Here is a 25835-nt window from a genome sequence, read left to right on the forward strand (position 1 = left end):
TAATTTACACCAATTTATTGTTGTGTTTGCATTTATTGTCTTTCTCTATTCTGTTGCTAATGTCCTTAACATTTTTTGTACCGCTCTCTCGCGGACATAGATTATAATATCACAAATAATAATTTTCGTCAACACTTTTTTTATTATTTTTTTAAATAAAATATCTTATCATCAATCTTCCCTAATAAAATCAATGGTTTACAGATATATTTTTTTATTTTTTTTATAAAAAAACAGGAGAAAATTTATAAAAAATTTTCTCCTAAACTTCATTTTTTCTTAAAATTATTCAGCTTTTGCTGATTTTTTTGATAAATAATCATTGATTGCTAATTGGATAGCCTCTTCTGCTAATACAGAACAGTGCATTTTCACTGGTGGTAATCCCCCTAGTTCCTCAACAACCTTTTTGTTAGTTAATTTTAAAGCTTCTTCTACAGTTTTTCCTAATACTAAATCTGTTGAAACAGATGAGCTAGCTATTGCTGATGCACATCCAAAAGTTCTAAATTTTACGTCTGTTATAATATCATTTTCAACTTTGATAAATATCTCCATTATATCTCCACAAGATGGATTTCCAACTTTTCCATATCCTGATGGGTTTTCAATTGTTCCAACATTGTGTGGATTCATAAAATGTTCCATTACTTTTTCTGTATATTGCATTTTTTTCTCCTTAAATCATCTTAAATTTTTCTATTTTTCAGCCTGATATGCATTCCATAGTGGTGATATCATTCTCAATTTGTTGATTACTTCAACAACTGATTCAATTACATAATCAATTTCTTCTTTTGTATTATATTTTCCTATACCAAATCTGATTGTTCCATGAGCAAACTCTGGTTGAATTCCCATAGCTAATAGTACGTGAGATGCTTGTAATTCGTCAGAAGAACATGCTGAACCTGAACTTACTGCAATTCCTTTATAACTTAAACTTAAAAGGATAGACTCTCCCTCTAAATATTTAAAAGTAATGCTTGAAGTTCCTGGTAATCTTTTTACATCTTTAGCATTTACAACTACTTCTGGGATTCTTTTTACAATCTCATCCTCTAAATAGTTTCTTAACTCCTCTTCTCTTTTCCACTCTTCTCCCATATCTCTATATGATATTTCAAGTGCTTTAGCCATTCCAACTATTGCTGGTATATTAGATGTTCCTGGTCTTCTCTTTTTCTCTTGACCTCCACCTGTAAGAACTTTTCCAAATCTTACTCCATTTCTCCAGAACAATCCTGCTATTCCTTTAGGTCCATAGAATTTATGTCCAGAGAAAGAAAGTAAATCTATTCCCATCTCTTTAGGTTTTATATCTAATTTTCCCATTGTCTGAACTGCATCAACGTGGAATATAATTCTATGCTCTTTTGCAATTTTTCCTATCTCTTCTATTGGTTGAAAAGATCCTACTTCATTGTTTGCGTGCATAACAGTTATTAGTATAGTATCATCTTTTATTGCTGCTTTTAAAGCTTCTATATCTAGTACACCATTGTGATCAACTGGTATTGTAGTAACTTCATATCCGTCCTCTACTAGATCCTTCAATGTATTTTTTACTGCTGGATGCTCTATTGGACTTGTTATAATGTGTTTTCCTCTATTCTTATAAGCTCTTGCAATTCCTCTTATAGCCAAGTTATCAGATTCACTTCCTGATGCCGTAAAAATAAGTTCGTCTGCTTCAACTCCTAAAAACTTTGCAATACACTCTCTTGATTCTGTTAGTGCCTTATTTGTTTCTTTCCCAAAAAGATGCAAACTTGATGAATTTCCATAAAATTCAGTAAGGTATGGTAACATTGCCTCAAGAACTTCACTATCCATCTTTGTAGTTGCATTGTTGTCTAGATAAACTTTCATATTTACCCTCTCCCTATAAAATTACATTTCTTATTCTATATTTATACCATTCTTTATTAAAATTGTCAAGAATTAAAATATTTTTTTAATTCTTTATTAAAAATCCGTGATCCATAGGGCCTCTACCCTCTCCTAGATCCAACATTTCCAACAATGCATTAGATAGATACTCCTTGGCTTTTTCTATAGATTTCTCTAAGCTCATACCTTTTGCAAGGTTTGATGCTATTGCACTAGAAAGTGTACAACCTGTCCCATGGGTATTGGGATTATCTATTCTTTTCCCCATAAACCATCTTGTATTTTCTCCATTGTATAAAAAGTCATTTGCATCATTTAAATTATGCCCCCCTTTACAAAGGACAGCACAACCATATTTATCATATATCTTTTTGGCAGCAATCATCATATCATCACTACTCTTAATCTCCATACCACTTAAAATTTCAGCCTCTGGAATATTTGGAGTTATCACAGTAGCTATTGGAAACAACTCATTACACATTGTATCTATAGCTTCATCTGCAATTAATTTTGAACCACTTGTAGATACCATAACTGGATCTAAAACTATATTTTTTACATTCTGATCCTTTAGATATTTAGATATTGTCTCTATTAATACCTTTGATGATAACATACCTATCTTTACAGCTTGAGGTGGTATATCATTAAACACTGCATCAAGTTGGGATTTTAAAAACTCCACTCCAACATCTAGTATTCCTGTTACTCCTTTAGTATTTTGAGCAGTGAGAGCAGTTATTACACTCATACCATAGACACCATTCATTGTCATTGTTTTCAAGTCTGCCTGTATCCCTGCTCCACCTGAACAATCACTACCTGCAATTGTAAGTACTGGTTTTTTCATTTTTAACTCCCTTTTTTACTCTCTTTTTTAATCTTTTCAGTCCCATATTTACAAAATTCTAAAATCTCACACTCATTACATTTAGGTCTTCTAGCTATACACTTATCTCTCCCTTGTAAAATCAAGTAGTGTGAGAAATCTATCCAGCTATCTTTGGGTACGATTTTCATAAGATCTTGCTCTATCTTAATTGGGTCATCATTCTTAGTCAAACCTATCAAATTAGTTAATCTTTTTACATGGGTATCCACTGTTATTCCATCAGCTAATCCCCATATCTCACCTCTTACTACATTTGCTGTCTTTCTTCCAACTCCAGCCAATTTTACTAATTTTTCCATCTCTTGAGGAATATTTCCACCATATTCCTCAAGAAGTTGTTGACTACATAATTTTATATTTTTTGCCTTATTTCTATAAAAACCTGTACTTTTTATCATCTCTTCTATCTTTTCTAGTGGTAACTGTGCAAACTCCTCAGGTGTATTAACATGCTTATACATCTCACTAGTTACAATATTTACTCTGACATCTGTACATTGGGCTGAAAGGATTACAGCAACTAAAAGTTCAAAAGGTGTATTATAATTTAGTGCACACTTAGGCTTTCCAAATTTTTTGTTTAATTCTTCTAATATATTTTTAACTCTCTCTTTTTTTGTCATTCTCTTTCCTCTTGATCTATCTCTTTTTCATACAAAAGATGTTCAGCTCCGCTATATTCCTTTATTCCTTTTGATTTAAACCCCAGTCTTATAAAAGCTTTTTTAGAGATCTCATTCTCCTCTAAAATATAAGCATAAACCTTTTTTATCTGAGGTCTTTCAAATTTTAACTCCTCAATACTGTTAAAAATAGCCTCTTCTGAATACCCCTTTCCACGTACTTTTTCTATTAAATAAACACTTATTATTGCTCCCGTTTTACTTACCATCTCAAATTTAACTGTTCCTAAAAACTCTCTACTCAAACTTTCAATAGTATAAAAGAGATAGGTAGGAGAATTTATTACAAAGGAGTACCATCTTTTGTGTGCCTCCCATTGCTCCCTCTCTTTTTCAGGAAAATATTTTTTTACATAATTCAAGTGAATATAATTATATAAGTTTTGGATATCCTTCTCTTCCATTTTTCTCAGTATTATCTCTATCAAAAAAACCACCTTATTGTTAGTTTAAAACTACTCTGTATATTTTTTTCTTACCTATTTTTAAAACAAATTCTCCATCTGTAAATAGCTCATCTGTTATCTTCATTGCAAAATCTGCAACTTTATTATCAGCAACTGTCAATCCATTTTGTGTTACTAGCTTTCTTCCCTCTCCCTTTGATTTTATAAGCTTGTTCTCTACTAAGAAGTCTAGTAACTCCATTCCAACTCTATCTTTTGAAAGCTCTATTGATGGTACATTGCTCATATCTCCACCACCGAATGCTCCCTCTGCTCCCTGTTGTGCTTTTAAAGCTTCCTCTTCTCCGTGAATCAATTTTGTAACTTCGAAAGCTAATACTTTCTTAGCTTGGTTTATCTCTGCTCCTTCAAGTGCTCCCAATCTTCTTACTTCATCCATAGGTACAAATGTCAATAGTGCTAAACACTTCTCAACGTCAGCATCTGCAACATTTCTCCAGTATTGATAAAACTCATATGGAGATGTTTTAGCTGGATCTAACCACAATGCTCCTTTAGCAGTTTTTCCCATTTTCTTACCTTCACTGTTAGTTAAAAGAGTACAAGTCATTGCAAAAGCTTGTTTTTGCTCTTTCTTTCTTATTAGCTCTACTCCTGCTATCATATTTGACCATTGGTCATCTCCACCAAGCTCCATTGTACAACCATATTTTTTATTTAATACTAAGAAATCATAACCTTGCATTAACATATAGTTGAATTCTAAGAATGATAATCCAGCTTCCATTCTTTGCTTGAAACACTCAGCAGCCAACATTCTATTTACAGAGAAGTGTGCTCCAATATCTCTTATAAACTCAACATAATTTAATCCTAATAACCAATCAGCATTGTTCTCTAAAATTGCTTTTCCATCTGTAAAATCAATGAATTTTTCCATCTGTTTTTTTATACAAGCAACATTGTGGGCTATTGTTTCCTTTGTCATCATCTGTCTCATATCAGTTCTTCCACTAGGATCTCCTATCATAGCAGTTCCACCACCAACTAATGCAATCGGTCTATGTCCATGCTGTTGCATATGAGCCATAAACATCATTGCTATAAAGTGACCTACATGTAAACTATCTGCTGTTGGATCAAATCCAATATAAAATGTAACTTTCTCTTTCCCAAGTGCTTCTCTTATTTCATCTTCATGTGTAAATTGTTTGATGTATCCACGCTCTAATAATACATCTACTACGTTTTTATTTTCCATTTTTTCTCCCTCTATTTTCAATTATATTTTTTTAATATTTTAACATAAATATTCCTCTTTTTAAAGTCCTTAAAAGCTTAATTTTATTTGAAAAATATACTTTCTCTCTACTTTTTGTAAATTTTTTTTACTTTTTTTCTTATTTTTATATTGACATTCAGAAATAAAAGATCTAAAATAAGATCAAGAGTTCTAAGAAAAGATAGAGGTTGCAGTTTTCATTATTACTTTAAAAGACTATGTTTGTGCACACTTTTAAAGAAAAGGGGAAATTGCCGAAAGATGTATAAAAGCACAAGTTTATATATCTTGGGACGTCATATAATATATGGCGGACTGTCACAAATCAGTGGAGTGCTATCAGAATGGAAATGTTTTTATAGTTTTTTTGTTCACTTAGCAAATCACTTTCGCTATCTATGTATTAAAACCCAAATTTTAAGCAGTTGAGGAGGAAAGTTTTGTGAACAATTATTTTTTTAAAAAGTTTTTTTCATTTCTTTTATTATTTTTTACCCTTTCTATTTGTCTATTCGCTGACAATGGTACTCAATATACCCCTGCTTTATACGGGACATTTTGGGCATTAGTTCCACCAATTATCGCTATTGTACTCGCCTTGATTACAAAGGAGGCTTATAGTTCTCTTTTTATTGGAATTGTTTCAGGAGGAGTTCTTTATGCTGGTGCTAATCTTGAAAAAGTTACACTTCATGTTTTAAATGATGGTTTAATAGCAGTTCTCAGTGATTCAAATAACGTTGGTATAATAATATTCTTGGTTATTCTTGGAACAATGGTATCCTTGATGAATAAAGCTGGTGGATCAAAGGCTTTTGGAATCTGGGCAAGTAAAAAAATAAAGAGTAGAGTTGGAGCTCAACTTGCTACTATCATTTTAGGTTGTCTTATCTTTATTGATGACTATTTCAACTGTTTAACTGTTGGTAGTGTTATGTATCCAATTACAGATAAGCATAACATATCTCGTGCTAAATTGGCATATCTTATAGATGCCACTGCTGCACCTATATGTATAATAGCTCCTGTTTCATCTTGGGCTGCTGCTGTTAGTGGTTTTGTTCCAGGAGAGGATGGTTTTGCTATTTTTATCAAGGCTATTCCTTACAATTTCTACGCTTTATTCACTATAATTATGTTGATTATGATTGCTGTTTCAAACAGTGATTATGGACCTATGAAAACTCATGAACTCAATGCTTTAAATGGAGATCTCTTCTCAGATGGAAGGGAGATTGTTACTCCAGAAGAGTTAAGTGAGAAAGATTCACATGGAAGTGTTTTAGATCTAGTAGTTCCTATCATATTTTTAATCATATTCTGTATCACTGGTATGATATATACAGGTGGTTTCTTTGCAGGAACTAATTTCATTGAAGCATTTTCAAATAGTGTTGCTTCACAAGGTCTTGCAATTGGAAGTATGTTTGCTTTAATCTTAGCAATTATATTCTATGTTGTTAGAAAATCTTTAACTTTTAAAGAGTGTATGGATTCTATCCCAGATGGATTTAAGGCAATGGTTCCAGCTATATTGATTTTAACATTTGCTTGGAGCTTGAAAGCTATGACTGATAGTTTAGGTGCTGCTCCTTATGTAGCACATCTTATGGAAAATGTAGCTGGTGGACTTGTAAATATGTTACCTGCTATAATCTTCTTAGTTGGTTGTGGACTTGCCTTTGCAACTGGTACATCTTGGGGTACTTTTGGAATATTGATTCCAATAGTTGTTGCTGTATTTGAAAATGATCCACAGATGATGATTATTTCAATCTCAGCTTGTATGGCTGGAGCTGTGTGTGGAGATCACTGCTCTCCTATTTCAGATACGACTATAATGGCTTCTGCTGGTTCTCAATGTAACCACGTTGCCCATGTATATACACAGCTACCTTATGCACTCAGTGTAGCAGCAATATCTTTCGTATCATATGTTATTATTGGTTATACTAAATCTTGGTTAATAGCTTTTCCTGTTGGAGTCATTGGAGTTATTACCCTACTTCTTTTAGCTAGAAAAAGAGCTAAAAATTAATTAGCCCCTAACCTAAATATTTTATATAAATGAGATAAGGATGGTCATAGTTATTACCCACTAATAACTTTTCCATCCTTATTTCCTTTTAATCTCTTTTATTCTCTTTTTTTAAAGTTATACCAATGGACATCAATAGTCCACCCCATACTACAAAACAACCAAATACCATCATCACTATTGCACTTATATTCACTTCAATTCACCTCTTTCCATCTCCCAAGCTCTTCTATAGAAAAGTGTTGCACATATGACCATCAATAGAATAGTTCCCCAACCAAAAACAAGATTTCCAAGTGTTAAATTTTGAATACCTTTTATTAAATTTGTTATAACTGTTATTCCTAAAATGGTAGGAGTTACATATTTTAATAGAATATCAAACCATCTTCCAATTTCAAAATCAGAATATTCATTAGCTTCCTCTCTTATCTTCTCTATTCCATAGTATCTACATACTAAAACTGTTTCAACTAGCCCCAGTGTAGCTATTATATAGTTTCCTACATGGGAATCAACTATATCCAATATATAGTTAAAACCTGCATAAGTTGAGAAAGCTGCACTTCCAACCAAACCTATTAAAGAGATCACTCCAACCAATCTCTCTCTACTTATTTTGAATTTATCTAAAGCCCCTGTTGCAAATGATTCTAGCATAGATATACTTGATGACAATCCAGCTATAAATAGACAGAAGAAAAATATAAATCCAATAATTCCCTGTAAAAATTGATTGGCTGTTATTGCTGATATGGCTATTGGAAAGGCTATAAAAGCTATCCCAGCTCCACTTCCAAAAGAGTTAAACTCAACTCCCATACTATTTACCAAATATCCCAATGTAGAAAAAACTGTTATTCCAGATATTATATCAAATGATGCATTTGCTAAAACTGTTATAAATGAACTGTTAACAACATCCCATTTCTTAGGAACATATGAACCATAAGCAATCATAACTCCAACAGCTAATGTTGTTGAGAAAAATACCTGTGCATAAGCTGCTACCCAAATACTCGGATTTAATATTTTCTCAAAATCTGGTGTGAACAGTGCATTCAACCCTATTACTGCCCCCTTCAATCTCAAAGAGTTGATCATAAAAATTAACATCAAAACCATCAATAAAGGTGTAAATATTTTTGAACACTTCTCTATTCCACTAGATATCCCCTTTTTTACAATTATCCAGTTACTGAACCATACAATCAAAATAAAAGATAGCATATAGCCACTTATTCCTGCTGAAAAATCAAAAGGTCCATTGGCGTTACCCACAATTATTTCCATTAATTTTCCAGGATCCGACATCCAATTAACTACTCCAAAAGCATGACCTAAAGACCATACCATAAAGACAACTGCTACAGAGATAATTGTACAATAGAACATCATCACCACTATTGGAATCATTACCTGTAACCAACCTAGCCACTCATATCTTTTCCCAAGCATTCTAAATGCCTTAGTTGATCCACCTCTAACTTTTCTTCCCAATTGATACTCCAAAATCATAAGTGGTATACCACAAGTAAATAATGCCACTATATATGGCAAAAAGAAAGCTCCTCCACCATTTTTATAAGCTTGAAATGGAAATCTCCATAAATTTCCCAAGCCTATTGCCGCTCCTACTGCTGCATAGATGAATCCCTTTCTACTTGACCATAACTCTCTCTTCTCTTCCATTGAACCATCTCCCTTTAGAAATAAAAAAAGCAGTCTGCTAGACTGCTTAAACTTAACTTAAATTAATCCATTTTACCATATATAATATAGTATTTTCCTGTGTAGAATTACATAGACAGAAATATGTTATCAATATAAATAAAGTTCTTATCTAACATTTTGAATAAATTATCTGATTTTTCTATGCAGTTCCACCACCAATATTTTGTATTCATGTTAGACATATTGATAACCTCCTTTTTTATTTCTTAGGATAAGTATATTATAATTTTGAACAGTTGTCAATATAAAATGATAAATTATAGGTTTCCTACTACTTCTAATAGGCTTGTATACTTTCTTGTAACTAATCTATTTTCTTCAACACTAAACTTCATAGTATCCTCTACTACAAAGCATTTTATTCCAGCTCTATTGGCAGCTGTTGCCCCTAATACAGAATCCTCTATAACCACTGCTTCAATTGGAGATACTCCAATCTTTTCACAAGCTTTTAGAAAAATTTCAGGGTCTGGTTTTCCATTTTTTATCTCATCACCATAGACTAAGTTATCAAAATAACTGTATACCCCTGTTTCTTTCAACTGCTTTTCAGCTCTTTCTTTGGTAGTTGAGGTTGCTACTATACATTTTAATCCCTTTTCTTTAATATATTTTAAAAGTTCAACTACTCCCTCTTTTAATTTAATTCCATTTTCTTTTTTGATTATAGACATTTGGATCTCTTTTTTCTCTTCCATAATCTTCTCTGCAAGAGTTTTTCCAACTTGTTTACTCAATACCTCCAGAGTTCTTACTGCTGTTCCACCTTTTATCTCTTTCAGCTTCTCAATATTAAGTCCCAAATCATATTTTTCACTCACTTGAAACCAAGCTAAATTTGCCACTCTTTCACTATCTAAAATAACTCCATCCATATCAAAAATTACTAATTTTAACATTTTCATACCCTCCTAAAAGGAAAAAAGCTACTTTTTACTAACTATTTAGCCCCTAAAGCTGCCATTGTTATATAGTTATATGGTTGATTAAAATGAGGTAGGAAGAAGATATCTAATAATTTTAATTTATCTATAGTCACTCCCTCTTGAATTGCTAATGAGAACATATGTATACTCATTGAAATATCCTGTTTTGAAGCTATCTGAGCTCCTAATACTCTTCTTGAATCCATATCATAAACTATACTTATCATTACTTTATTGTTGTTCTTTTCAATGAATCCTGGCTTTTGAAGGTCTTCATAGTTTGTTGCCACTGCATTATAACCTAATTTTTTAGCTTTTTCTAAAGTTAAACCTGTAGATACCATATTTAATCCGTAGATAGAGATTCCATTTGATCCTTGTACTCCCACACTCTCTAACTTAGTTCCACAAGCATTGTGAGCAGCTACAACTCCTGATCTTACAGCATTTGTTGCAAGTGCTATATAGTTAGTATCCTGTATTGAATTATCATATACAGTAGCACAATCTCCAATAGCATATACATCATCTACACTTGTTTTTTGTGTTAAGTCTACTTTATATGCACAACCTTTAAATAGTTCTAAGCTATCTTTTCCTAGAATATTATTTGGTACAAATCCCACAGCTAAGATAACCATATCAGCTTTATAAGTTTTCTTATCTGTTACTACCTCTTCTACTTTACCATTTCCTTTTATCTCAAGAACTCTCTCTCCAAAATTTAAATTTATTCCATTGTCTTTTAAATTTTGTGACATTAGATCTCTGAACTCTTTGTCATAGTATCCTGATAGACAGCTATCTGCCAAGTCAACTAACTCCACATTCTTTCCTATTCTTTGGAAAGCTTCAGCTAGTTCTACTCCAATATATCCAGCTCCTACAACAACTATATTTTTTAACTCTTTGTTCTCTAATTTCTTTATCACATCTTCTGCATGTTGATAAAGTTTTACAAATTGAACATTTTCTAAATCTTTTCCTGGTATATTTAAATCTATAGGCAAAGAACCTGTTGAAAGTATTAATTTATCATATTGCTCAACATATTTTTCACCATTTTTTCCTGTTGCGTATACAACTTTTTTCTGGAAATCCACTCTATCTACTGCAGTTTCCATATGAATTTTAGCACCCTTTGCTTCCAATCCCTCTTTTGTAGCATAGAATAATCCCTCAGGACCTGAAATCTGTTTTCCAATCCATAATGCCATTCCACAACCTAAAAAACTTATATTTGAATTTTTATCAAAAACTACTACTTCCTGTTCTGGATAATTTGTTAAAATTGTATTTATTGCTGCTGTTCCAGCATGATTTGCACCTATTACCACTATTTTACTCACTTTATTCCCTCCATAAACTATATTCTTTACATTTATACTATACTTCTTTTGTATAGTTTATTCAAGGAAATTTAATTGTAATTTATAATAATTTTTTGAGTATTTTTTGAGCAAAAATATACTTCTATTTTTTTAATAGGTTAAAATCCTTTGACATATAGATTTTCATATTACTATCCACAACTAAAACAGCCAAATTATTCTTTTCTGAAAACTCTATTATCTTGGAAATTGGCATCATAAAGAAGGCTGTTGAATACATATCAGAGAAAAAAGCATTATTTGATATTACAACTACCATCTTCTTATCCTTTACTGGGTAACCATCAGTTTTATCTAAAATATGGTGATATTTTTTTCCATCTATCTCTATAAAAGTTTGATAATCTCCAGATACTCCCATACCTTGATTATCCAGTTCTACAACTCCTAATAACTCTTGTGTGTTCTCTGGATTTTCAATTCCAATTCTCCATTTTTTACCTTCAGGCTTAGTATTTATTGTTTCTATACTTGAAATAGATGAGATAAAGGCACTTTTTATCCCCTCATTTACCATTACCTCTTTAGCCTTTTCAATTGCATATCCTTTCAAAAAAGAACCTGTATCTATCTCAATACCATTATCTGCATAATAGAGTCTATTTCCATCTAAGATCACTTTTGAAAAATCTACCTTGCTCTTAGCTTTATCCAATTGATCAGTAGTTGGAACAGCTCTTTCAGCCTTACTTCCAAAATCCCAAAGATCTAAAAGTGGACCTATGGTTATATCATACTTTTCATCAGATAACCCATATACACTCTTTAAATTTTGAAATATATATTTTCCCTCGTCATCTAAGATAATCTCCTTCTCCTCTCCAGAGTTAAGTTTATCTATAAGGCTTCCTTTTACCTTGCTATTAAATTTATTATCCAATCTCTCAATCTCATTAAATGCTAATTCAATAGCTCTCTTTGCCAATTTTTCATCTTCATCATATACGGTAATACTTATATAAGTTCCGAATAAAAAGCTATTTTTCTCTATCTTTTTAATCTCTTTTTTTCCGCAAGATAAAATAAAAATTGGCAATATTAAAATTGCCAATATTTTTTTCAACATAAATTATTCACCGACTTTTTCTTCTACTATCTCGTATCCAATCTTATCAGCCAAGATCTCTCTAAAAGCCTTTTTTACATCTGTATCTTTTTTGCTATACTTAGTTAAGATTGGTTCTCCCTTTCCTATCTGTCTAGCTCTTTGCCCACTTACAATAGTTAAAATATATTTATTTGGTATTTTCTCTAATAATTCATCATATATTATCTCTTTTTTCATAGTATATCTCCTATTAATTATTTTTATCCTCAATGATTTTTTTAAGTGCATTACAAGAATCTTCAACTGTATTATTGATTATAGTCATATCATAATCCTTTTCATACTCTAACTCTTTGATTGAGTTTTTTAATCTCAATTGAATAACTTCTTCACTATCTGTTTTTCTTCCTCTTAGTCTAGCTTCTAAGTCCTCTTTAGTAGGAGTTTTAAAGAAGATTAAATGTGCATCAGGATATTGGGCTTTAACTTGTAGTCCTCCTTGAACATCTATCTCTAATATTACATCTTCTCCAGCTAAAAGTCTACTTTCAACTTCTGACTTTAAAGTACCATAATAATTTCCGTGAACAGTAGCATACTCTAAAAATTCCCCATTTTTTTCCTTAGCTATAAACTCCTCTTTTGTTAAGAAATAGTAATCTCTACCATTTAATTCTCCCTCTCTAGGAGCTCTTGTTGTAGCTGAAGTAGCTAAGTTTATCCCAAGCATTTTACGTACCATTCTACAAATAGTAGATTTTCCAGCACCACTAGGACCAGATACTATATATAGATGTCCTTTTATTCCTCTACTCATTTTTATCTCCTCTCTCTATTCTCAATGATATTGTTTCTGGGTTAATCGCCGACATAATAACATGGTTGGAATCTGTTATTATGAGAGTTTTTGTTTTCTTACCTAAGGTTGCATCAATCAATCTATTCTGAGCTTTAGCTTCCTCTTTAAGTCTTTTACTTGGAGCAGAATCAGGGTTGACTATGGCTATTATCCTATTTTCCATAACCATATTCCCAAAACCTATATTTATTGGTTTCATCTCTCCTCCTACTCTATATTCATAGATTGTTCTCTAATTTTTTCAAGTTCGTTCTTACACTCTACAATTAATTTTGAAATATCATAAAGATTTGATTTAACACCAGTTGTATTAAGCTCTCTGTATATCTCTTGTAATATAAAATCTATTTTTTTACCTATTGGTTCACCTTTTATTAAAAGCTCTTTCTTCAATTGCTCCAGGTGACTATCCAATCTAGAAATCTCTTCTGAAATATCTGAACGATCTGTAAAAAGAAGTATCTCTTTTAAAATATCTTCCTGCTTAAACTCTATATCGCCTCTGATCTTATCCAATCTCTCTAAAAGTTTAGCTCTGTATATTTCAACTACCTGCTCTTTATATTTTTTGATCTCTTGAATATTTTTTTCAATTACAGCTAATCTCTCTAGGAAGTAAACTCTCAGTCTCTCTCCCTCTTCCTCTCTTGTTTTTATAAAAGGAACTAGAAGCTCTCTCAACTTTTCAACTATAAATTGACTATACTCATTCTCATCAATTTCAAAATCATTTTTCTTTATTACATTTAAATTTCTAACTAAAATGTCCATCTTGTTTGTAAATTTTTCATTAAAATCTTTTTCCATTTCATCTAAGACATTCATATAACCCTTGCTCTGCTCTTTGTCATAGTCAAAAAGTTTTCCTAAATCTCTCAAATCATTAAATTCAATTTTTAAATCTAGGGATCCTCTACTTACCTTTGAGGCAACTTCAGTTCTTATCAATCCCTCTAAAAAATTTAAATTATATGGAAGTTTTATTTTTAAATTTAAATTCTTGTTGTTTACACTCTTCAACTCCATATTCAAGTTGTACTTCTCATCTTGATATGATAGTTTTGAATATCCTGTCATACTTCTCATAATTTACCTCCAAAAAGATAAAATATAGGAATAGGCGACATTGTCGCCTATTCTTTATATAATATTCAGATTACTCTTGCTCCATTAAATCTTCTTCTATAACCTTTGCTTTTATCTTCTTGTAAGCACTAAATCCTGTTCCTGCAGGTATCTTCTTACCAATGATTACGTTCTCTTTCAATCCTTCTAAGAAGTCAACTTTTCCTTCTATAGCTGCATTTGAAAGAACTTTTGTAGTCTCTTGGAATGATGCTGCTGATATGAAACTTCCTGTATTTACAGCGGCTTTAGTTATACCTTGAATAATTGGTTCATATTTGATTACTGGTTTTCCTAGAGCTTGTAGTTTTTCATTTTCTAATTCAACTACTCTCTTCTCAACTACTTCATCTTCTAAGAATAAAGAAGCTCCTGAATCAACAATTCTAACTTTCTTAAACATCTGTTTAACGATAATCTCTATATGCTTATCATTTACAGTAACTCCTTGGTCTCTATACACTTGTTGTACAGATTCTAGGATGAACTGCTCAGCTGCTACAAGTCCTTTAATGTTTAATACGTCAAATGGAGATATAGCTCCTTCTGTTATCTTATCTCCTGCTTTTACAAGCATTCCGTCAGTAACAACTAGACGCTCTCCAACTGGTACTAAGTACTCTTTGTAATCACTTGAATCAGATACTGATTTTACTAAGATTACTCTCATACCTTTTTTCTTCTTACCAGTTACTTCAATCTTACCTTCTATCTCAGTAAGCATTGCTTTTCCTTTTGGATTTCTTGCTTCAAATAACTCTTGAACTCTTGGAAGACCTCCAGTGATGTCTTTTGTTCCGGCTCCTTCTTTTATTATCTTAGCAATAATCTGTCCTTTTTTGATCTCTTCCCCTTCTCTTACCATCAAGTAAGCTCCGAATGGAATAGTGTAACTTCCTTTTGTATTTCCTTCAGCATCAAAAACTACAACTCTAGGGTTGATATCTCCAGACTCTACAGGTTTTATTGCCATAAACTCTGTAACATCATATTTTTCATCATAGTTTTCTTTTACATAAAGTTCTCTATACTCTATTCTTCCATCTTGGTCAGCAATAATAGGAATATGGAATGGATCAAATGTTACTAGAGTTTCTCCAATCTCAACATGTTGTCCCTCTTTAACTTTTAATATTGATCCAGAAGGAACTTCGTAATCATAGTTTCCAATAATTAATTTAGCAGATTGGCTAACTACAATCTCGTCTCCATTCTCTTCATTTACAAGTATCTTAACATCTCTATATGCTACTTTACCTGAGTTTTCAGCTCTAACTCCTGTTACTACTGTTGCTGCTGTTGCAACTCCTCCAGTATGGAACGTTCTCATTGTAAGCTGTGTTCCTGGTTCTCCGATTGATTGAGCTGCTATAACTCCAACCGCTTCTCCAAGTAATATCTCTTTATGGTTAGATAAGTCCATTCCATAACATTTTCTACATACTCCTTTTTCTAGAGCACATGTTAATGGAGATCTGATCTTAACCTTTCTAATTCCTAATTCATCAATTTTCTTGATTAGTTCTTTTCCAATTAAAGTATTTCTAGTAGCTATAACTTCTCCTTCGAATACTAAATCTTCAGCAAGAACTCTTCCATTGATTCTCTCTTTTAACTCTTCAATAACTTTACCATCAGAGATTAATTCTCCAACTTCTATTCCTTGATGAGTTCCACAATCTTCAGCATTTACTATAACTTCGTGTGAAATATCAACAAGTCTTCTTGTTAAGTATCCTGAATCGGCAGTTCTTAACGCAGTATCTGCTAGTCCTTTTCTAGCTCCGTGTGATGACATAAAGAACTCTAATACTGTTAGTCCCTCACGGAAGTTGGCTTTAATAGGTACCTCAATGATTCTACCCTGTGTATCGGCCATATTTCCCCTCATTGCAGCTAGCTGTCTCATCTGAGAAATATTACCTCTGGCTCCTGAGTTCGCCATCATGTAAACTGGGTTGAACTGATCTAGTCCGTCCATCATTGCTTTTGTTACTGCATCAGTTGCTTCTGACCAAACAGTGATAGTTTTTCTGTATCTCTCTTCGTTTATTATCTTACCAGCTTTATAGTCAGCTTCGATTTGAGCTACTTGATCATCAGCTTTAGCTAATATCTCTTTCTTAGCTTCTGGAATTTCAAGGTCTTCAATACCAACAGATACCCCTGCCATAGCACCATAATGGTATCCGAAGTTTTTGATATTATTGATTAATTCAGCAGTTTCAGCAAATCCGTGCTCGTCATATAACTTAGCAATTAATTTCTTTAACTGTGATTTTCCAAAAGTTTGGTTATATTGTTTATCCACTTCTGGTAATAGTTCATTGAACATCAATCTACCAGCAGTAGTTTCTATCATCTCACCATTTATTCTTACTTTTATAATAGCATGTGTATCTATTACTTTATTTTGGTAAGCTGTTAATGCTTGATCTATATTTGAGAATGCTTTTCCTTCTCCTTTAGATCCTGGTCTCTCTTTTGTCATGTAGAAACATCCCATAACCATATCCTGAGACGGAACAGCTATCGGTTCTCCATTTGAAGGAGAGATTATGTTGTTTGGAGCTAACATAAGTAGTTTAGCTTCCATTATAGCTTCTGGTGATAACATTAAGTGAACTGCCATTTGGTCCCCGTCGAAGTCAGCGTTGAATGCTGAACATACTAATGGGTGAAGTCTAATAGCCTTTCCTTCTATTAACACAGGTTCAAAAGCTTGAATAGATAGTCTGTGTAGAGTCGGGGCTCTGTTTAGTAATACTGGGTGATCTTGAATTACATCTTCAATTACATCCCATACTTTGTCATCTGCTTCTTCAACTAATTTTTTAGCAGTTTTTATGTTAGAAGCTAACTCTCTCTTTACAAGTTCTCTCATTATGAAAGGCTTATAAAGCTCAAGAGCCATTTTCTTAGGGATTCCACATTGGTTCATTTTTAATGAAGGTCCAACAACGATAACCGATCTCGCTGAGTAGTCAACCCTTTTACCTAGTAGGTTTTGTCTAAATCTTCCTTGTTTTCCTTTTAACATATCTGATAAAGACTTTAACTCTCTATTATTTTGAGCAACAACAGGTTTTCCTCTTCTTCCGTTATCTATTAAAGCGTCCACTGCTTCTTGAAGCATTCTTTTTTCGTTTTTAACAACGATTTCAGGTGCTTTTATCTCTAATAACTTCTTAAGTCTGTTATTTCTATTGATAACTCTTCTGTATAGATCATTTAAGTCAGAAGTAGCAAATCTTCCTCCATCTAATTGTACCATAGGTCTTAAATCAGCTGGTATAACTGGAACATTTTTCAATATCATCCATTCAGGTTTGTTGTCTGAAGAGATAAAATCTCTAACTATTTTTAATCTTTTTACAACTTTCTTTCTTTTTTGTGATGAGCTTACGTCATCTAACTCTTTTTCTAATTCTTCTCTTAACTCTTCAAGATTTATCTTTTCAAGAAGTTTTAGTATAGCTTCAGCTCCCATTAAAGCCTCAAATCTATTTCCATATAACTGTTTGTATAGTTTATACTCTTTTTCAGTTAATATTTTTCCTTCTTTTAAGTTACTCTCTCCAGTCTCTGTTACTACGTATCTTGCAAAATATAGTACAGATTCCAATTCTTTTGGAGATAATCCTATTATAAGCGACATTTTATTTGGTGTTCCTTTAGAATACCAAATATGAGAAACTGGTGCAGCAAGAGAAATGTGTCCCATTCTCTCTCTTCTTACCTTAGATCTAGTTACTTCTACCCCACATTTCTCACAAACTAGTCCCTTATATCTCATTCTTTTGTACTTTCCACATCCACATTCCCAATCTTTTGTTGGTCCGAATATCTTTTCACAGAAAAGTCCATCACTTTCTGGATTTAAAGTTCTATAGTTTATAGTTTCAGGTTTTGTAACCTCTCCATGAGACCATTCTTCGATCTTCTCAGGAGATGCTAATCTAATTCTTATTTTCTCAAAACTTCTAATTCCCATTAAATACAAAGCCTCCTTATTGAGATAAAGCCATAATGATTAGAAATAAGCTAAAGAGAGGGACTCCTTAACTTATTTCTATCTTAATATATTATATAAATTATTTTTTATTAATCTTTAAAATCATCTAAAGGTGAGTACTCAGTTAGTACTTCCTCTTTATTTAATTCCTCATCAACATTTATTATATTGTTCTCTGTATCGAATAACTCTACATCTAATGCTAATGCTTGGAACTCTTTTAATAAAACTTTGAATGACTCTGGTAGATCAGCTTCTGGCATCTCTTCCCCTTTGATAATCGCTTCATAAGTTTTAGTTCTTCCAGTAACGTCATCTGATTTTACTGTTAACATCTCTTGAAGTATGTTTGATGCTCCATAAGCTTCTAGTGCCCAAACCTCCATCTCTCCAAGTCTTTGTCCTCCAAATTGTGCCTTACCTCCTAGTGGTTGTTGAGTTACTAGTGAGTATGGTCCAATAGCTCTCGCGTGCATCTTATCTTCTACAAGGTGGTGTAGTTTTAACATATACATTCTTCCTACAGTTACAGGGTTATCAAACTTATCTCCTGTTCTTCCATCATAAAGATCCACTTTTCCACTTCTAGGGAATCCTAGTTTTTCTAAGTAATCTTTTACTTGCTCTTCTGATGCTCCATCGAATACTGGAGTTGCTATGTGTGTTCCACCATTGTAGTTACCCATTGCCATTCCTAAGTGTACCTCTAGTACCTGTCCAATGTTCATACGTGAAGGCACCCCTAGTGGGTTAAGTACAACGTCTAAGTGTGTTCCATCTGCTAAGAATGGCATATCTTCAGCAGGTAATACTCTTGAAACAACCCCTTTGTTTCCGTGACGTCCTGACATCTTATCTCCAACAGTTATCTTTCTCTTTTCAGCTACTAATATTTTTATAGCTTTGTTTACACCAGCTTTTAATTCGTCTCCATTCTCTCTTGAAAGCTCAAGAATTTCAACTACTGTACCTTTAGATCCGTGAGGCATTCTCAATGATGTATCTCTTACATCTCTTGCTTTCTCTCCAAAGATTGCTCTTAGAAGTTTTTCCTCTGCTGGTGGCTCAGTTTCTCCCTTAGGAGCAGTTTTTCCAACTAATATATCTCCAGGTCCTACTTCAGATCCTACAGTTATAATTCCATTTGCATCTAATTTTCTTAGTGCATCTTCAGAGATATTAGGGATCTCTCTTGTGATCTCTTCATCTCCTAATTTTGTATTTCTAGCTTCTATTTCATACTCTTCAATATGGATAGATGTAAATACATCATCTTTTCTTAATCTATCAGAAATTAGGATCGCGTCCTCGTAGTTATATCCTTCCCAAGGCATGAATGCCATTAGAATATTTCTACCTAGTGCTAAATCTCCACCTTTAGTAGCTGGACCATCAGCAAGTATGCTTCCTACTTTTACCTCGTCTCCAACTGATACTAATGGAGTTTGATGTAAACACATTGATGCGTTTGATCTCTCATAGTTAAGCATTCTATATTTATGCTCTTTTCCATTTTCATCTTCAACTATAACTTTACTTGCATCCACATAAACTACTTTACCGTCTACCTTAGATACAACTAATGCTCCAGAGTCAACAGCAACTTTTCTCTCTAGTCCTGTTCCTATATAAGGAGCTTCTGTTCTTAATAATGGTACTGCTTGTCTTTGCATGTTTGATCCCATCAGTGCTCTGTTGGCGTCGTCATGCTCTAGGAATGGTATTAATCCAGCTGATACTGATACCACTTGTTTAGGAGAGATATCTAAGTAATCAACTTTTTCTCCAGTTATATTAACTATTTCATGTCCAAATCTACAAACAACCTCTCCAAGAAGTTCGTTGTTTTCTCCAATTTTTGTATCGGCTTGGGCTATGAATAATCCCTCTTCCTCATCTGCTGCTAAGTACTCTATTCTATCAAAGTCAGCTTTTCCATCTACAACTTTTATATATGGAGTTTCAATAAATCCATATTTGTTGATCTTAGCATATATAGCTAGTGATCCAATAAGACCGATGTTTGGTCCCTCTGGAGTCTCTATAGGACAGATTCTTCCATAGTGAGAGTCATGTACGTCTCTAACCTCGAATCCTGCTCTTTCTCTTGATAATCCTCCAGGTCCTAATGCTGAAATTCTTCTCTTATGAGTTAACTCTGATAATGGGTTTGATTGGTCCATGAACTGTGATAACTGTCCAGATCCAAAGAAATCTAATATCAATGCATTTAGAGGTCTAGTATTTAATAGAGATTGTGGTGTTAATGTTTCAGAGTCTTGAATAGTCATCTTCTCTCTTACCATTTTTCCCATTTTAGAAAGTCCTGCTTTAATTTGCATTAATAGTAACTCTCCAACTCCTCTAACCCTTCTATTTGATAGGTTATCTATATCATCAGTATGTCCATTTCCATTATTTAAGTTAATTACATACTTCATAGTAGCGATTATATCTTCTTTTGTTAAAAGTATCTCATCATCAGCTACATTTAACTTAAGTCTCTTGTTCATTTTGTATCTTCCAACTGGCTCAAGATCATATCTTTGAGGGTTGAAGAACATTTGTCTGATAAGTGATTTAGCAGAATCTATAGTTACTAAATCCCCTGGTCTTAATTTTTTAAATACCTCTGTAACAGCTTCTTCTTTTGTTAAAGTTGTATCATTTAATACTGTATTAGCTAAAAGTTTGTCTTCAGGTTTAACTTCCCAATAACTTACTTTTTCTACTTTCGCATCAATTAATGTCTCAATTAATGCTTCATCAATAACTGCATCTACTTCTGCTATTATCTCTCCAGTCTCTTCATCATAGATATCCTCTTTGATAAAGCTACCTTCAAATTTAGTTCTAAGAACACTTATTAGCTCTTCTCTATTTTTATATTTTTGGAATATAGGAGTTAATTCTAATTCCTTTGTCTCTAAAAAGTAATCTTTTATCTCTGTATTATTCTCAAAAAAATCAATAGCCTTTAAGAATACAGTTGCTAATACTTTTTTCTTTCTGTCAATCTTTACACTAAGGAAATCATTTTTATCAGTTTCAAATTCAAGCCAAGTCCCTTTATAAGGAATAATTTTTCCTGAGAAAAGGTCTTTACCAGTTTGAATGTTGATCTCTTTATTAAATGACACTCCTGGTGATCTATGTAACTGTGATACAACAACTCTTTCCGCACCATTTATTACGAAAGTTCCTCTTTCTGTCATAAGTGGTATCTCTCCAAAATATACTAATGATTCTTGTATCTCATTTCCACTCTTTTTATTTATAAGTCTTAGTCTTACCTTTAGGGAAGCAGAGTAAGTCTTACCTCTTTTTTTACACTCAAGTTCATCATTTAATGGTGGCTCAGCTTCATGTAGCTCATATGCTACATATTCTAACTTGATATCTCCATTAGAAGATTCAACAGGGAAAATTTCTCTAAAAGCTGATTCTAACCCCTTGTCTTTTCTATTATTTGGAGCTTCTTTAGCTTGTAGAAAATCTTCATAGGAATCCAATTGGAACTCAAGAAAATGAGGCATAATTCCTCTCTCTTTTATCCTTCCAAAATTCAATCTTTCAACGAGTTTCCCCATTAATTCACACCCCTTATCAATCTTAAAATTTAATACCTAATCACTTGAAAATAACAGGCTCATCTATTTCCAAATGATTAATTATCACTTTCCAAAAATAAAAATTATTATACTTCTAATAATTAGTAAAAAGGCACTCTGTTTAAGAGTGCCTATTTTTTTTAACTAAGTTAAGATTTATTGCTTAGTCAACAGTTTAAAAGTTAATTACTTAACTTCTACAGTTGCTCCAGCAGCTGTTAACTTCTCTTTTATAGCTTCAGCTTCTTCTTTAGCAACTCCCTCTTTTAATTTTCCACCGTTGTCTACTAATTCTTTAGCTTCTTTTAATCCTAATCCAGTAATTGCTCTTACTTCTTTGATTACAGCTATTTTATTAGCTCCTGCGTTTGCTAATATTACGTCAAACTCAGTTTTCTCTTCAGCTGCTGCTGCTCCCTCTCCTGCTACTGCTACTGCTACTGGAGCTGCTGCAGTTACACCGAAGTGCTCTTCTAAAGCAGTTACTAATTCTTTTAATTCTAAAACTGTCATAGCTTCTAAATCAGCTATAAATTGCTCTTTATTGAATGCCATTTAAATTTTCCTCCCTTAATTTTCGAAATTATTATCTTAATGAATTTTTTTTATTATTGAATATTGACCAAATTATTCAGCTGTAGTTTCAGCTTCTTTTTTATCAGATATTGCCACAGTTGCGTAAGCAAGTTTTCTGATTGGTCCAAGCATTGAGTTAAGTAACATAGAAAGTAATTGATCTCTTGAAGGTAATTTAGCTAGAGCTTCTACCTCAGTTGCTTCAACTCTTTTTCCTGTTAATACTCCACCTTTAATTTTGAATATATCTTTTTTTGCTTTAGCCTTATCTTTTGCTAAATCAAAAACTAATTTTGCAGGAGCTACTGGATCATCATATCCGAAAGCGAATGCTGTAGTCCCTTCTAATAAATCATCAAAAGAATCTTCTACTCCAGCTTCTTTTAATGCTATTTTGAATAATCTGTTTTTTGCAACTAGATATTCAGCACCTGCTTCTCTTACTTTTTTTCTTAATTCAGTTTCCTCGTTAACTGTGATTCCTTGATAGTCAACTAATACTACTGATTGAGCTTTTCTTATTTTTTCTGCTAGTTCAGCTACTTGTTCGATTTTTGCTTGAGTTGCCATTCTTTGATTCACCTCCTCTTTTTTCTAAAAATTACCTCCGTGCCAAAGGTTAGGAACGGAGGTTGTAATCAAACTATGAGGCTAGCGAAACCTTATTCCAACCTCGGTAGGATACTTTAAGGTTCACAACCACCTACGGTCTTTGGTTTGGATCTATATTAAATTATTTATCCAACGTATTTAGCTACTAATGCAGGGTCCATTTTTATTCCAGGTCCCATAGTTAGTGATACAGCAACAGTTCTTAAGTATTGTCCTTTTGAAGTTGCTGGTTTTAATCTTGTGATTTGATCTAAGAAAGCTTTGAAGTTCTCTTCAATTTTCTCAGGTGCGAAATCTGCTTTACCAATTGGCACATGAATTGATCCTAATTTGTCAACTCTGAATGCTAATTTACCTTTTTTGAACTCAGATACTGCTTCTGCAATGTTTGGAGTTACAGTTCCTGATTTAGGGTTAGGCATTAATCCTTTAGTTCCTAGGATTTTTCCTAATCTTCCTAATTTAGGCATCATGTCAGGAGTAGCGATTACTAAATCGAAATCAAGCCATCCTTGTTGAATTTGGTTTATATATTCCTCAGCTCCTGCATAATCTGCACCAGCTGCTAAAGCCTTCTCAATGTTAGCTCCTGAAGTTATTGCTAATACTTTTACAGTTTTTCCAGTTCCGTGAGGTAATACAACTGTTCCTCTAACTTGTTGGTCAGCATGTCTAGGATCTACTCCTAATCTTAATGCTACTTCTACTGTTTCAGTAAATTTAGCTGTTCTAGTTTTTAATACTAGATCTAAAGCTTCTTTTACTTCATAAAGCTTTCCAGTTTCTACTAACTTAGCTATTTCTAAGTATTTTTTTCCTCTATGTTTTGCCATGTTTAATTTTCCTCCCTTTGTGGTGATGCGGATGCCTCCTACCACTTAATATAGAGTGGCTCGATTAGCCATCTCCCAAACAAATTAATTAGTCTACTATTTTTATTCCCATTGATCTTGCTGATCCAGCTATTATTCTCATAGCTGCTTCTACTGATCCTGCGTTTAAGTCAGGCATCTTAGTTTCAGCGATCTCTTTTAATTTAGCTGTTGTAATTTGTCCAGCAACTTCTTTTTTAGAGTTCTTAGCTGCTGATTGGATTCCTGCTGCTTTCTTTAGTAAGTCTGATGCAGGTGGAGTTTTTAATATAAATGTGAAACTTCTATCGTTATAAACAGAAATCTCAACTGGGATTATCCATCCTGATTTATCTTGAGTTTTTGCATTGAATGCTTTACAGAATTCCATAATGTTTACTCCGTGAGCTCCTAATGCTGGTCCAACTGGTGGAGCTGGGTTAGCTTTACCTGCTGGTAATTGTAGTTTTATTAATTTAATTACTTCTTTTGCCATTTTTTAAAATTACACCTCCGAAAAATGTGTGGTAATGACGGTGTCATCTCCCACTAACAAGGCATTACGCCTTTTGAACACTGTCAAAATCTACTTCTACTGGAGTCATTCTTCCAAACATTTCGATCATGACTTTTGCTTTCTTATGTTCCATATCTATTTCAGCTACTTTACCCTCTTGATCAGCAAAACCACCGTTAAGTACTTTTACATAATCACCTACAGCAAAGTTAATTTTTATTACTTCTTTGATCTCTTTTTCTTCCTCAGTAAGATCTAAACCTATGACATTAAATATGTTCATAACTTCCTCATCTTCCATTGGAATAGGATCAGATCCAACTCCTACGAATCCTGTTACACCATTTGTATTTCTAACTACATACCAAGCATCAGAATCAACTCTAAAGTTAATTCCTTCATTACTTTCCTCTCTTGTAGCTACCATTTCTAGCATTACATATCCAGGAAATATCTTTCTGGCAACAGTTTTCTTTTTCCCTCTTACTTCTTCAATAGTCTCTTCTTCTGGAACAAGAATCTTTGTAACAATATCTCCCATTCCAAGAGTTTCTATTTTCTGCTCAAGGTCTGTTTTAACTTTTTTCTCATACCCTGAATAAGTATGAATCATAAACCATTTTTTTACTAAGGTTTTTTCCATATTTATTATCCTCCAAAGAGAGATACCAAAATTTTTAATAGTCTAGAAGCAATCAAATCAAAAACTCCCAAATATATACTAAGTATTAAGCTCATTGCTATTACCCAAAGAGTAGAATTTTTAATTTCCTCCTTGTTAGGCCATTGAACTTTGGAATACTCCATTTTTATTCCTTGAAAAAGATTCATGCGATCACCTTTTGATTCGACATTATAAAAAAAATGGCAGGTCAAGAGGGACTCGAACCCCCAACCCTCGGTTTTGGAGACCGATGCTCTACCAATTGAGCCATTGACCTGCACGTTGTAAAAACTAAACTAATTATTTCTTAGTTTCTTTATGTAAAGTAACTTTTTTGTCCCACTTACAGTATTTATTAATTTCTAATCTTTCTGTAGTATTCTTTTTATTTTTTGATGTGCTATAGTTTCTTCTTTTGCACTCTGTACATTCTAATTGAATATTTACTCTCAATTCTACACCTCCACTCATAACGGTATCATTTAGATCCTCCCATACATCCTTATGTATGGTGTTAAAGAGTTTATATCTTGCTTTCTAAGACTTAGATATATTACCATATTTTTAAAACTTTGTCAAACATTTTTTTAAAAATTTATCTAATTTATTTTTTTGGTACCTCATTATAAATAAAAAAGCTTGGCAAGTTCCTATCCTCCCAGGAGGCTTCCCTCCAAGTACTTTCAGCGTTTACGGGCTTAACTTCCA

At 32.9% G+C, this 25835-nt stretch carries 25 protein-coding genes, 1 tRNA gene, 1 riboswitch and 1 other annotated feature; of the genes, 1 reads left to right on the forward strand and 25 read right to left on the reverse strand.

Translation table 11 applies throughout. The features are described 5' to 3' along the window. Positions 1–285 precede the first annotated feature (285 nt). From nifU to tyrS, 6 genes are all read right to left on the reverse strand, one after another. Positions 286–669 (reverse strand): Fe-S cluster assembly scaffold protein NifU, encoded by a 384-nt coding sequence (gene nifU / locus ABNK64_RS09150; RefSeq protein ID WP_291256349.1) that lies wholly within the window; start codon positions 667–669, stop codon positions 286–288. 30 nt (positions 670–699) lie between these two features. Then, the gene (locus ABNK64_RS09155) at positions 700–1872 is read right to left on the reverse strand and encodes a cysteine desulfurase family protein (RefSeq protein ID WP_291256350.1); all 1173 of its coding nucleotides are present in this window, start codon (positions 1870–1872) and stop codon (positions 700–702) included. An 85-nt stretch (positions 1873–1957) separates the two neighbouring features. Beyond that, positions 1958–2746 carry a bifunctional hydroxymethylpyrimidine kinase/phosphomethylpyrimidine kinase gene (thiD, locus tag ABNK64_RS09160; protein ID WP_300343210.1) on the reverse strand — a complete coding sequence of 263 codons (789 nt, stop codon included), beginning with the start codon at positions 2744–2746 and terminating at the stop codon, positions 1958–1960. Between the two features lie 2 nt (positions 2747–2748). Continuing rightward, on the reverse strand, positions 2749–3411 hold the full coding sequence (gene nth, locus ABNK64_RS09165) for an endonuclease III (protein WP_300343208.1): 663 nt from the start codon (positions 3409–3411) through the stop codon (positions 2749–2751). Beyond that, on the reverse strand, positions 3408–3899 hold the full coding sequence (locus tag ABNK64_RS09170) for a GNAT family N-acetyltransferase (RefSeq protein WP_291256353.1): 492 nt from the start codon (positions 3897–3899) through the stop codon (positions 3408–3410). The genes nth and ABNK64_RS09170 overlap by 4 nt, the downstream gene beginning before the upstream one ends. A 16-nt stretch (positions 3900–3915) precedes the next feature. After that, the gene (gene tyrS, locus ABNK64_RS09175) at positions 3916–5139 is read right to left on the reverse strand and encodes a tyrosine--tRNA ligase (RefSeq protein WP_291256354.1); all 1224 of its coding nucleotides are present in this window, start codon (positions 5137–5139) and stop codon (positions 3916–3918) included. Positions 5140–5334: 195 nt separating this feature from the next. Beyond that, positions 5335–5507, forward strand: a riboswitch (Lysine riboswitch). Positions 5508–5602: 95 nt separating this feature from the next. Between tyrS and ABNK64_RS09180 the strand changes: the two genes are divergently transcribed. Next, the gene (locus tag ABNK64_RS09180) at positions 5603–7198 is read left to right on the forward strand and encodes a Na+/H+ antiporter NhaC family protein (protein ID WP_349764179.1); all 1596 of its coding nucleotides are present in this window, start codon (positions 5603–5605) and stop codon (positions 7196–7198) included. Between the two features lie 88 nt (positions 7199–7286). Here ABNK64_RS09180 and ABNK64_RS09185 read toward each other — a convergent pair whose 3' ends face one another. The 19 genes from ABNK64_RS09185 to rpmG form a co-directional block, all read right to left on the reverse strand. Then, positions 7287–7394: a methionine/alanine import family NSS transporter small subunit gene (locus ABNK64_RS09185; protein WP_291256356.1), complete on the reverse strand. Its 108-nt coding sequence runs from the start codon at positions 7392–7394 to the stop codon at positions 7287–7289. Continuing rightward, positions 7391–8890 (reverse strand): sodium-dependent transporter, encoded by a 1500-nt coding sequence (locus ABNK64_RS09190; RefSeq protein WP_349764180.1) that lies wholly within the window; start codon positions 8888–8890, stop codon positions 7391–7393. Before ABNK64_RS09190 ends, ABNK64_RS09185 begins: the two co-directional genes overlap by 4 nt. Before the next feature lie 299 nt (positions 8891–9189). Then, positions 9190–9831 carry an HAD family hydrolase gene (locus tag ABNK64_RS09195; RefSeq protein ID WP_349764181.1) on the reverse strand — a complete coding sequence of 214 codons (642 nt, stop codon included), beginning with the start codon at positions 9829–9831 and terminating at the stop codon, positions 9190–9192. Positions 9832–9872: 41 nt separating this feature from the next. Further along, a complete protein-coding gene (gene nox, locus ABNK64_RS09200) occupies positions 9873–11207 on the reverse strand; it encodes a H2O-forming NADH oxidase (RefSeq protein WP_349764182.1) in 1335 nt (444 codons plus the stop codon). A gap of 124 nt (positions 11208–11331) precedes the next feature. Next, on the reverse strand, positions 11332–12315 hold the full coding sequence (locus tag ABNK64_RS09205) for an FAD:protein FMN transferase (RefSeq protein WP_349764183.1): 984 nt from the start codon (positions 12313–12315) through the stop codon (positions 11332–11334). A gap of 3 nt (positions 12316–12318) precedes the next feature. Further along, entirely contained in the window at positions 12319–12534 is a 216-nt protein-coding gene (gene rpoZ, locus ABNK64_RS09210) for a DNA-directed RNA polymerase subunit omega (protein WP_291255643.1), read from the reverse strand. A 13-nt stretch (positions 12535–12547) separates the two neighbouring features. Further along, on the reverse strand, positions 12548–13114 hold the full coding sequence (gene gmk, locus ABNK64_RS09215; protein ID WP_291255644.1) for a guanylate kinase: 567 nt from the start codon (positions 13112–13114) through the stop codon (positions 12548–12550). Next, complete coding sequence (locus ABNK64_RS09220) at positions 13107–13355, reverse strand: DUF370 domain-containing protein (protein ID WP_291255645.1); 249 nt, start codon at positions 13353–13355, stop codon at positions 13107–13109. The genes gmk and ABNK64_RS09220 overlap by 8 nt, the downstream gene beginning before the upstream one ends. 8 nt (positions 13356–13363) lie before the next feature. Further along, positions 13364–14242: a YicC/YloC family endoribonuclease gene (locus tag ABNK64_RS09225; protein WP_291255646.1), complete on the reverse strand. Its 879-nt coding sequence runs from the start codon at positions 14240–14242 to the stop codon at positions 13364–13366. A 70-nt stretch (positions 14243–14312) separates the two neighbouring features. Then, a complete protein-coding gene (rpoC, locus tag ABNK64_RS09230; protein ID WP_349764184.1) occupies positions 14313–18275 on the reverse strand; it encodes a DNA-directed RNA polymerase subunit beta' in 3963 nt (1320 codons plus the stop codon). 110 nt (positions 18276–18385) lie between these two features. Further along, positions 18386–21886 carry a DNA-directed RNA polymerase subunit beta gene (gene rpoB / locus ABNK64_RS09235; RefSeq protein WP_349764185.1) on the reverse strand — a complete coding sequence of 1167 codons (3501 nt, stop codon included), beginning with the start codon at positions 21884–21886 and terminating at the stop codon, positions 18386–18388. 207 nt (positions 21887–22093) lie between these two features. Further along, the gene (gene rplL / locus ABNK64_RS09240) at positions 22094–22462 is read right to left on the reverse strand and encodes a 50S ribosomal protein L7/L12 (RefSeq protein WP_349764186.1); all 369 of its coding nucleotides are present in this window, start codon (positions 22460–22462) and stop codon (positions 22094–22096) included. Positions 22463–22534: 72 nt separating this feature from the next. Then, entirely contained in the window at positions 22535–23053 is a 519-nt protein-coding gene (rplJ, locus tag ABNK64_RS09245) for a 50S ribosomal protein L10 (RefSeq protein ID WP_349764187.1), read from the reverse strand. Between the two features lie 19 nt (positions 23054–23072). Beyond that, positions 23073–23217, reverse strand: a sequence feature (ribosomal protein L10 leader region). A 3-nt stretch (positions 23218–23220) separates the two neighbouring features. Further along, positions 23221–23928 carry a 50S ribosomal protein L1 gene (gene rplA, locus ABNK64_RS09250; protein ID WP_291255651.1) on the reverse strand — a complete coding sequence of 236 codons (708 nt, stop codon included), beginning with the start codon at positions 23926–23928 and terminating at the stop codon, positions 23221–23223. An 88-nt stretch (positions 23929–24016) separates the two neighbouring features. Further along, positions 24017–24442 carry a 50S ribosomal protein L11 gene (rplK, locus tag ABNK64_RS09255; protein ID WP_291255652.1) on the reverse strand — a complete coding sequence of 142 codons (426 nt, stop codon included), beginning with the start codon at positions 24440–24442 and terminating at the stop codon, positions 24017–24019. Between the two features lie 64 nt (positions 24443–24506). Continuing rightward, positions 24507–25106 carry a transcription termination/antitermination protein NusG gene (gene nusG / locus ABNK64_RS09260; protein ID WP_291255653.1) on the reverse strand — a complete coding sequence of 200 codons (600 nt, stop codon included), beginning with the start codon at positions 25104–25106 and terminating at the stop codon, positions 24507–24509. 5 nt (positions 25107–25111) lie between these two features. Then, complete coding sequence (gene secE, locus ABNK64_RS09265; RefSeq protein ID WP_291255654.1) at positions 25112–25294, reverse strand: preprotein translocase subunit SecE; 183 nt, start codon at positions 25292–25294, stop codon at positions 25112–25114. Between the two features lie 34 nt (positions 25295–25328). Further along, positions 25329–25404 (reverse strand) — tRNA-Trp (locus ABNK64_RS09270). Between the two features lie 23 nt (positions 25405–25427). Then, positions 25428–25580, reverse strand: coding sequence for a 50S ribosomal protein L33 (gene rpmG / locus ABNK64_RS09275; protein WP_035960606.1), 153 nt, complete (start codon positions 25578–25580; stop codon positions 25428–25430). Positions 25581–25835 lie beyond the last annotated feature (255 nt).

Origin of the sequence: Fusobacterium sp. SYSU M8D902 (genome assembly GCF_040199715.1) — a bacterium.
In the GTDB taxonomy this organism is placed as follows: Bacteria; Fusobacteriota; Fusobacteriia; order Fusobacteriales; family Fusobacteriaceae; genus Fusobacterium_A.

Bases quoted from the DNA above. Each gene is read 5' to 3' on its own strand.
- nifU (WP_291256349.1), bottom strand. From the start codon at position 669: ATGCAATATACAGAAAAAGTAATGGAACATTTTATGAATCCACACAAT.
- ABNK64_RS09155 (WP_291256350.1), bottom strand. From the start codon at position 1,872: ATGAAAGTTTATCTAGACAACAATGCAACTACAAAGATGGATAGTGAA.
- thiD (WP_300343210.1), bottom strand. From the start codon at position 2,746: ATGAAAAAACCAGTACTTACAATTGCAGGTAGTGATTGTTCAGGTGGA.
- nth (WP_300343208.1), bottom strand. From the start codon at position 3,411: ATGACAAAAAAAGAGAGAGTTAAAAATATATTAGAAGAATTAAACAAA.
- tyrS (WP_291256354.1), bottom strand. From the start codon at position 5,139: ATGGAAAATAAAAACGTAGTAGATGTATTATTAGAGCGTGGATACATC.
- ABNK64_RS09190 (WP_349764180.1), bottom strand. From the start codon at position 8,890: ATGGAAGAGAAGAGAGAGTTATGGTCAAGTAGAAAGGGATTCATCTAT.
- ABNK64_RS09195 (WP_349764181.1), bottom strand. From the start codon at position 9,831: ATGTTAAAATTAGTAATTTTTGATATGGATGGAGTTATTTTAGATAGT.
- ABNK64_RS09205 (WP_349764183.1), bottom strand. From the start codon at position 12,315: ATGTTGAAAAAAATATTGGCAATTTTAATATTGCCAATTTTTATTTTA.
- rpoZ (WP_291255643.1), bottom strand. From the start codon at position 12,534: ATGAAAAAAGAGATAATATATGATGAATTATTAGAGAAAATACCAAAT.
- gmk (WP_291255644.1), bottom strand. From the start codon at position 13,114: ATGAGTAGAGGAATAAAAGGACATCTATATATAGTATCTGGTCCTAGT.
- ABNK64_RS09220 (WP_291255645.1), bottom strand. From the start codon at position 13,355: ATGAAACCAATAAATATAGGTTTTGGGAATATGGTTATGGAAAATAGG.
- ABNK64_RS09225 (WP_291255646.1), bottom strand. From the start codon at position 14,242: ATGAGAAGTATGACAGGATATTCAAAACTATCATATCAAGATGAGAAG.
- rpoC (WP_349764184.1), bottom strand. From the start codon at position 18,275: ATGGGAATTAGAAGTTTTGAGAAAATAAGAATTAGATTAGCATCTCCT.
- rpoB (WP_349764185.1), bottom strand. From the start codon at position 21,886: ATGGGGAAACTCGTTGAAAGATTGAATTTTGGAAGGATAAAAGAGAGA.
- rplL (WP_349764186.1), bottom strand. From the start codon at position 22,462: ATGGCATTCAATAAAGAGCAATTTATAGCTGATTTAGAAGCTATGACA.
- rplJ (WP_349764187.1), bottom strand. From the start codon at position 23,053: ATGGCAACTCAAGCAAAAATCGAACAAGTAGCTGAACTAGCAGAAAAA.
- rplA (WP_291255651.1), bottom strand. From the start codon at position 23,928: ATGGCAAAACATAGAGGAAAAAAATACTTAGAAATAGCTAAGTTAGTA.
- rplK (WP_291255652.1), bottom strand. From the start codon at position 24,442: ATGGCAAAAGAAGTAATTAAATTAATAAAACTACAATTACCAGCAGGT.
- nusG (WP_291255653.1), bottom strand. From the start codon at position 25,106: ATGGAAAAAACCTTAGTAAAAAAATGGTTTATGATTCATACTTATTCA.
- secE (WP_291255654.1), bottom strand. From the start codon at position 25,294: ATGAATCTTTTTCAAGGAATAAAAATGGAGTATTCCAAAGTTCAATGG.